The 7,117-nt window shown below is 73.7% G+C and carries 4 protein-coding genes; all 4 read right to left on the bottom strand.

Annotated features, from left to right (window positions below):
• Nucleotides 1-316: 316 nt before the first annotated feature.
• The 4 genes from ACFYWY_RS13435 to ACFYWY_RS13420 all read right to left on the bottom strand — a co-directional run bounded on the left by ACFYWY_RS13435 (nucleotide 317) and on the right by ACFYWY_RS13420 (nucleotide 7,070).
• Nucleotides 317-1,561 (bottom strand): S8 family serine peptidase, encoded by a 1,245-nt coding sequence (locus ACFYWY_RS13435; RefSeq protein WP_389184433.1) that lies wholly within the window; start codon nucleotides 1,559-1,561, stop codon nucleotides 317-319.
• Nucleotides 1,558-4,875, bottom strand: a complete 3,318-nt coding sequence (locus ACFYWY_RS13430; protein WP_389184430.1) for a right-handed parallel beta-helix repeat-containing protein — start codon at nucleotides 4,873-4,875, stop codon at nucleotides 1,558-1,560. Before ACFYWY_RS13430 ends, ACFYWY_RS13435 begins: the two co-directional genes overlap by 4 nt.
• Before the next feature lie 144 nt (nucleotides 4,876-5,019).
• Nucleotides 5,020-6,240, bottom strand: a complete 1,221-nt coding sequence (locus ACFYWY_RS13425) for a ricin-type beta-trefoil lectin domain protein (RefSeq protein WP_389184427.1) — start codon at nucleotides 6,238-6,240, stop codon at nucleotides 5,020-5,022.
• Nucleotides 6,237-7,070: a type VII secretion system-associated protein gene (locus ACFYWY_RS13420; protein ID WP_389184458.1), complete on the bottom strand. Its 834-nt coding sequence runs from the start codon at nucleotides 7,068-7,070 to the stop codon at nucleotides 6,237-6,239. The genes ACFYWY_RS13425 and ACFYWY_RS13420 overlap by 4 nt, the downstream gene beginning before the upstream one ends.
• Nucleotides 7,071-7,117 lie beyond the last annotated feature (47 nt).

Genomic DNA, 7,117 nt, shown 5'->3' with positions numbered 1-7,117 from the left:
CGGGGCCTAGGGTTCGCCCCCGGCCGGGGGGGGCGCCCCCCCGGGCCCGGGCGCCGGGGGCCCCCCCCCCCCCCGGGGGCCCGCCCCCCCCGGGGGGGGGGGCCCCCCCCCGGGGCCCCCCGCTACCGGTTCCGGGTCGGCTGTACGGCGCTGGTGTCCGGCCGCGACCGATGGGTGACCGGCGAGTTCTCGAGCCGGGCGTTTCGGCGTCGGCAACTGGTCGGGAACAACGTACGGCCGACGCCGGCGAGTTGCCGGGGCCGGCCGTACGGGCCTGCGGGTGGGGCGCCAAGGGGCACCCCACCCGCAGCTCCGTTCAGTCCTTGTCCGTGCCGCCCGCACCCGCCGGACGCCAGCCCCGGGCGCGGGCCCTGGGGAGGGCGAAGGCCGCCCACAGGATGGCGAGGACGCCTGCGGTGCCGAGGAGGACGAAAAGCGTGGCTCGGTCGGTGGCGCGGTCGGCCGCCGAGGTGTCGCGGACGGCCACGGGGGCCGCGGCACGCTCGGCGCCGGCAGCCGTACCCGAGTCGCCGAGGACCGTGGTGACGGCGGCGTACGGGTCCAGCTGGGGGATGTCGGCGGGGTAGGCGGTGGCGGTGAGACGGCGCGCGACGGCGTCGGGCGAGTCGTCGGGCCGGACGGCGCGGACTGCCGCGGCGGCCCCTGCGGCGTAGGCGGTGGCCACCGAGGCGCCGGCGCCGAGGTAGTGGCCGTCGCCGCGCGGGCCGCCGGAGACCACCCCGGCGCCGGGGGCGGCCAGGTCGATGCCGCTGGTGGCCAGGGAGTTGTCCGGGCGGACACCGCCGGGAAGCATGTCGGCGACCGAAAGGACCCCGGGTTCACCGGCCGGCCAGTAGGTGCGCGACGGGATTTCGTCGGTGCCGCCCCGGGGCGGGTCCGGGGTGGCCGCGGCGACCACCAGCGCGCCCTCACGGCGGGCGTCGGCGACCGCACGGGTCAGTTCCGCGTCACGACGCGGCAGGGCGGCCGCGACTGCGATGACGTCGGCTCCGGCCTCGGTCGCCTCGCGCAGCGCCTGCGTGACGAGGTCGGCGCTCGCCTGACCGCGCTGGTCGGTACCGCGCAGGGCCAGGATCTTCGCGCCCGGGGCGACACCGGTCAGACGCGAGCCGCCGTCGCCGGTCCCGGCGATCAGCCCGGCCATGAAGGTTCCGTGGCCGACGCAGTCGTCGCCGGCCGTGCCCTCGGCGGTGACCCTGCCGCTGAGCCCGGCGGCGCCCGGGACGACACCGGTATCGATCAGGGCGACGGTCACGCCCGCGCCGGTGCTGTACTGGTGCAGCCGGTCCAGGTCGAGGCGCTGGCGCGACCAGTCCTGCTTCTTCGCCTTCTCGCGGGACGCGGGGGTGCAGGTGACCGCATCCGCGTCCGGATCGAGCGCGGAGGGCATGCCGGGCAGTTCCTGGCCCTTCTTCCCGTCGGCCGCCGGCAGGCGCGACGGGGGTGCCGCCTGGGCCGGGACGGCCGCGGGCAGCAGCAGCGCGGCGGCGAGTCCGGTGCCGGACAGCAGGCGGGCCACCCCGCGGGCGGGCATCGTCATCGGGGGGCCGCCTTCGGTGCCGCGGACACGACGTCCTCGGGGAGCAGGATGCGCAGGTCGTCCAGAGTGGGTGTGGCCAGTGAACTGAGCCGCCCCGCCTGGCGGGTGACCATCGACTCGACCACCTGACGGGCCAGGCGGGCGTTGCCGAAGGAGCGGTCCCGGGGCAGCGAGTCGAAGTACTCCTTGAGCAGCGGGCCGGTGCCGGCTCCGCACTCGTAGCCCATGCTCGAGGCCTGGGCCCGCACGATGGTGACCAGTTCCTCGGAGGAGTAGTCCGCGAAGGAGATCCGGCGCGGGAAGCGGGAGGACAGGCCCGGGTTGGAGGCGAGGAAGCGCTCCATCTCGTCCGTGTAGCCGGCGACGATGACGACCACCTCGTCGCGGTGGTCCTCCATCAGCTTCAGCAGGGTGTCCACGGCCTCCTGGCCGAAGTCGGCGCCGCCGCCGCGCGGGGTGAGGGTGTACGCCTCGTCGATGAACAGCACGCCGCCGCGGGCCCGTTCGAAGACCTCGCGGGTCAGCTGGGCGGTGTGGCCGATGTAGCGGCCGACCAGGTCGGCGCGGGCCGCCTCGATCAGCTGGCCCCGGTCGAGGATGCCGAGCTGGGTCAGGATCTCCCCGTAGAGGCGGGCGACGGTGGTCTTGCCCGTACCGGGCGGGCCGGTGAAGACCAGGTGGTTGCTGAGGGAGGGCACCGGCAGCCCGGCGGCGGCACGGTGGCGGGCGGTGGTGATGAGGTTGACCAGGTCCGCGACCTCGCGCTTCACCTCGGCCAGGCCGATCATGTCGCCGAGGCGGGTCAGCGGGTCGTCGGCCGGGGCCGCGGTCTCGGCGGCCAACGCGCCGGCGGTGGCGGAGACGTCCTCCGGCAGCAGCAGCCGCAGGTCGTGCTCACCGACCTGCTGCAGGGTGGCGAGCCGGACCGCCTGTCTGTCCACCATCTCCTCGAACACCCCGCGTGCGGCACGGCCGTTGCCGAAGCCGCTGTCCCGAGGCATCGCCTCGAAGTGCGCGGCCAGCGCGGCCGCGGTGCCCTCGCCCAGCTCGTACTGGTGCTGGGCGCACATGTTCTCCATGATCGCGACCAGTTCGGGCACCGAGTAGTTCTCGAACTCGACGGTCCGCGAAAAGCGGGAAGCCAAGCCGGGGTTGGAGCCGAGGAAGGACTCCATCTCGCGGGAGTAGCCGGCCGCGACCACCACCACGTCGTCGCGGTGGTCCTCCATCAGCTTCAGCAGGGTGTCCACCGCCTCACGGCCGAAGTCGGCGCCGCCGTTGCCGCTGTCCGAGGCGAGCGTGTACGCCTCGTCGATGAACAGCACACCGCCGAGCGCCCGTTGGAAGGTATCGGTGGTCTTGATCGCGGTACCGCCGACGACCTGCGCGACCAGGTCGGCTCGGGAGACCTCCACCAGGTGCCCGCTGCGCAGCGAACCCAGTTCGGCGAGGATCGCCCCGTACAGGCGGGCGACGGTGGTCTTACCGGTGCCGGGCGGACCGGCGAAGATCAGATGCCGGCTCATCGGCGGGGCCGACATGCCGAGTTGTTCGCGGCGCTGGGCGAGCTGCGTCAGGTTGACCAGGGTGCGCACCTGCTGCTTGACGTTCTCCAGGCCGATCAGCGCGTTCAGGGCGCCGAGCGGGCCGTCCGCGCGGTCCGGCGGGGGTGCGTCCGCGGCGCCGGAGCCGGCCGGGTCGGTGTTCTCTGCGCTGCCGCTGCCCCACGCGTCCCGCTTGCCGTTGCCGGTGCTGTTCAGTCCCTCAACGGCCAGCCGGTCGCCGGGCGCGGTCTGCACCAGGCCGCCGCCTTCGTTCTCCCGGGCGAGGCAGTTCACCAGGGACACCGGCGCGGTGGACTCCACCCGGAAGCCGTCCTGGGCGCCGCCGGAGACCTCGCAGCCGCTGAGCGAGGCGAGCGCGCCCTCGCGGAGGAGGAAACCGTGGCCCTTGGGGGCGTGCACCGCGGTGCGGTTGGCGGTCAGCTCGCCGCCCGTTGCGACGACCACACCCTCCTCGCCGGATATCTCGACGCGGAAGTCGCGGACGGTGACGTTGCCGCCGTCCTCCACGACCAGACCGCTGGTGGCCGTGTCGGAGACTCCGCCACCGGCCAGGTAGAGGGTGCTGCCGGAGGCGACGCGTACACCCGCGCCCTTCGGCCGGACGATCTCGCAGTCCTCTACGCGGCCGCGGGCGTCCTTGGCGGTTGAGATGCCGTCACCGGAGGGTTCCACCAGCCGGGCCCGTCGCAGCAGCGGGTTGGCACCGCCGTGCACCGCGATCGCGGGCGAGCCGCCGATCACCTCGAGGTGGTCCAGCTCCGGCGCCGAGTCCTCCTCCAGGAGCAGCCCGGTCTGGTCGCAGTCGCGGACTGTCAGGCCGGTCAGGGCCGGGGAGGCGGCTCCCGCGACCCGCAGCGCCGCGCCCTGCGCGCCGTCCACCCAGCAGTCCTCGAAGGTGCCGCGCGCGCGGTCGGTGACGAGCACTCCGTGGCCGCGCGTACGCGAGACGCGGCAGCGGCGCAGTACCGGGTCGGTTCCCTGGGCCAGTGTGATGCCGTTCCCGGACGCTCCGGTGACGCGGACGTCCTCCAGCGTCGTACGGCCACCGCTGCTCAGGTGCACGCCGGTGCTGGTGTCGTGCACCACGGTGCGGACCACCGAGAGGGAGCAGTTCTGCTCCAGGGCGATGGAGGGTTTGTCGGTGGAGGAGATGTCGCAGTCCTCGACGGTGCCGCGGGCCTCGCCGTTGGCGAGCAGGCCGTTGCCGCGGGCGTCGCGGACCGTGCAACCGCGGATGCGTGCCTCGCCCTGCTCGGCGATGACCAGGCCGCTGGTGCCGAGGTGTTCGAAGGTGCAGGACTCCACGGTGGTTGGCGTGGTCGAGGTGACCACGATGCCCGCGCCCTGCGGGTTGCTCACCCGGCACTCCCGCAGCGCGAGTGAACCCGTTCCGCCGGCCAGCATCGCGGTCCAGGCGGCGCCGACGACCTCACAGCCGTCGAGGGCGGCCTGCCCACGCCGCACGTCCACGGCCGGCAGTTCGGCGTCGCCGCCGCGCAGAGTCAGTTCGGAGAGCATCACGGCGTCGGCGCGCAGCGCGATCACGCTGCCCGAGCGCGGGCGGATCTCCACCGTCCCCCGCCCTTCGGCGGCGGTGAGGGTGACCCTGGTGTTGATCACCAGGTTCTCCGCGTATGTCCCGGGCCGGACGCTGATGAGTGCGCCGGTACGGGCGGCCGCGAGTGCCTCACCGATCGTCCGGTAGCGGTCCCGGTCCCCCGGACCGACGGTCAGTACCTGGCGCGACACGCACCAACCTCCTTGCCACGGGGGCGTCTGCAGTGGGCGCCCCCTCGTCCGGGGGCGCGTGTCGGCGAGCCGACGGTGCCATCATGCCTCGCCCTGGGGGCGGGCGAGTGCCGAGAGCGGTGTACCCGGTCTGCGGGCGTCCTGTCAGACGCTCCACTTCTGGTTGTCGGTCCCCGCGCAGCTCCACAGCTGCAGCCAGGCCCCGCTGCCCCGGTTGTTGTCCTTGATGTCGACGCACTTGCCGACAACAGTGTTGACCAGGTCGTGGCTGGCGTTCAGGACGAATTTCTGGGCGGCGTTGCCACTGCACCAGGCGATCTGGATGGGGGTGCCGTCGTTGTAGTTCGCGTTGGCCACGTCCAGGCACATGCCCTTGATGCGGACGGTGCCGTCGGAGGCGAACTGCCACTTCTGCGCGGGGCCGTTGTTGCAGTCCCACACGAACAGCTTCTTGCCGTCGCTGAAGTCGCCGCCCGGTACGTCGATGCAACGGCCCGAGAGGTGACTGCGCAGGGAGACGGGGGCACTGAGAGTCACGCCCGAACCGGCCTTCGCGGGCTGGTCCTTGCTGCCGTCGGACTTCTCCCCGCCGCTCTGTTGCTCCGGCTGGTCCTTGTTACCGGCGTCCTTCGGCCGGCCCTCGCCCTTGTCCCCGCCCTTCACCGGGGCGGACGCGGAAGCCTCTTTCACCGGCTCCTTCTGCTTGCCCTGCTGGTCGGGGTCCTTCTTGCCGTCGCCAGAGGAACCGGTATCGGGCGTGGTCGCAGCGAACTCGCCCGGTGCGTCCTGCGCGTTCCCGCCGAGCACTGTTCCCTCCGACGCCGGCCCCCTGCGGTCCTTTTCGTCGCTCCCGCCGAGCATCATGAACGGCACCGACACGAGCAGCGCCCCCGCGACCGCGGCCCCGGCCAGCACCGCCCTACCCGGCCGCCCCACCGGTCCGGCCTGCTGCTGCGGCCGGTCGATCGCGGTCACGGTCATGGTCCGTACGAACGCCGGCAGCCGGCTCTTGGCGGCCGCGGCGGCACCGGGGTCGCCTTCGGCTTCGGACTGACTGCCGGAGGCCGCACCGCTCTCGGAGCCGGTGCCGGTCTCGGAGCCGGCCCGGCTCTCGGAGTTGGTGCCGGTCTCGGAGCCGGCGCCACCTTCGGGCTCTGTGGTGCTGCCCTGTGCGGCCGTCTCCTCGGCCGCGGCAAGTTTCGTACCGGCCTCGGCTCCGCTCTTCGCCTCCGCGGGCTCAGAGTTGGGCTCGGTATTGGGTGCGGGTGCGGGCTCGGCGACGGCTGCGGTCGCGGCCGTCTCCAGGCCGTCGGAACCGGGCTCGGCAGGCGGGGAGGTGGGGGGTTGTGGGGCCGAACGTGTCACGTGGTCCTCCCTGAGGTGTGGGGCCAGGGTTCAGGAGAGCTGTCGGTCCGGGCGGCGGCCGCAGGGCCGGTACGGTCCGCAGGGCCGGTACGGTCCGCAGGGCCGGTACGGTCCGCCGAGCCGGTACGGTCCGCCGAGCCGGAGAGGCCGCCGGAGCTCTCCACCGTCACGGCCTCTGCTGCGGGCGCCCCCTCGGCACCCGGCACACGTACGGGATCGAGAAGACTGTCCGCCGGGACGAGCAAGGGGGCCGCGGCTCCGGCGTTCGCCAGCAACCGGGTGCCCGAATCACTCAGTGAACGGGCCAACTCGCTTGCGGGAAGCGTGTCATGTCGAAGTGCCGCGGACATGAACTCGTGTACCGGCGAGGTGAACAACAGCACCACCGGTGCCCCGTCCAGGCCGGTGGCCGTGAGCGGCCCGCCGTCCGGCCCGCGCACCACTGTGATCTCCGCCTCCGCGAGCGCCGCGAGCGCCTCGTCCACCGAGCCGTAACCGGTGGCGGCACGCTGCGCCGCCGCGTCCACCGGGTCGCTGGGCTCCGGCCAGCCGAGCACCCGGGCCGAGGGCCGGTACGCCGGGTTGGCGCGGTAGTCCCCCACGCCCCCGTCCTCGTCCGACTGCCACTCCCCCAGCACCGCCCACTCCGGCGGCGTCCGCTCCTCGGTCCACTCCGGGTCGACCACGCCGATCCAGTGCCCCGGCGCCCGGCGGGCGGCGGCCCGCACGGCCTCGGGTATCTCGGGCGTGTCCGCTAATTCGGTGATCTCGGTGACGTCGGCAACGACTGGCTCGGAAGCGGCGGTCGGGCCGGAGCCGTCAGGCACCACGGACAAGGCATCATGCCTGACCTCTTGCCGTTCTCCGGGCCGCATTT

It is taken from the genome of Streptomyces sp. NPDC002870 (assembly GCF_042888505.1).
Classification (GTDB): Bacteria; Actinomycetota; Actinomycetes; order Streptomycetales; family Streptomycetaceae; genus Streptomyces.
The sequence above is the reverse complement of the archived record's forward strand: the minus strand, read 5'-3'. Positions and strand labels throughout refer to the sequence as shown.

What these genes read in the sequence shown, in the direction of transcription:
- ACFYWY_RS13435 (WP_389184433.1), bottom strand. Translation starts at nt 1,561, where the DNA reads ATGACGATGCCCGCCCGCGGGGTGGCCCGCCTGCTGTCCGGCACCGGA.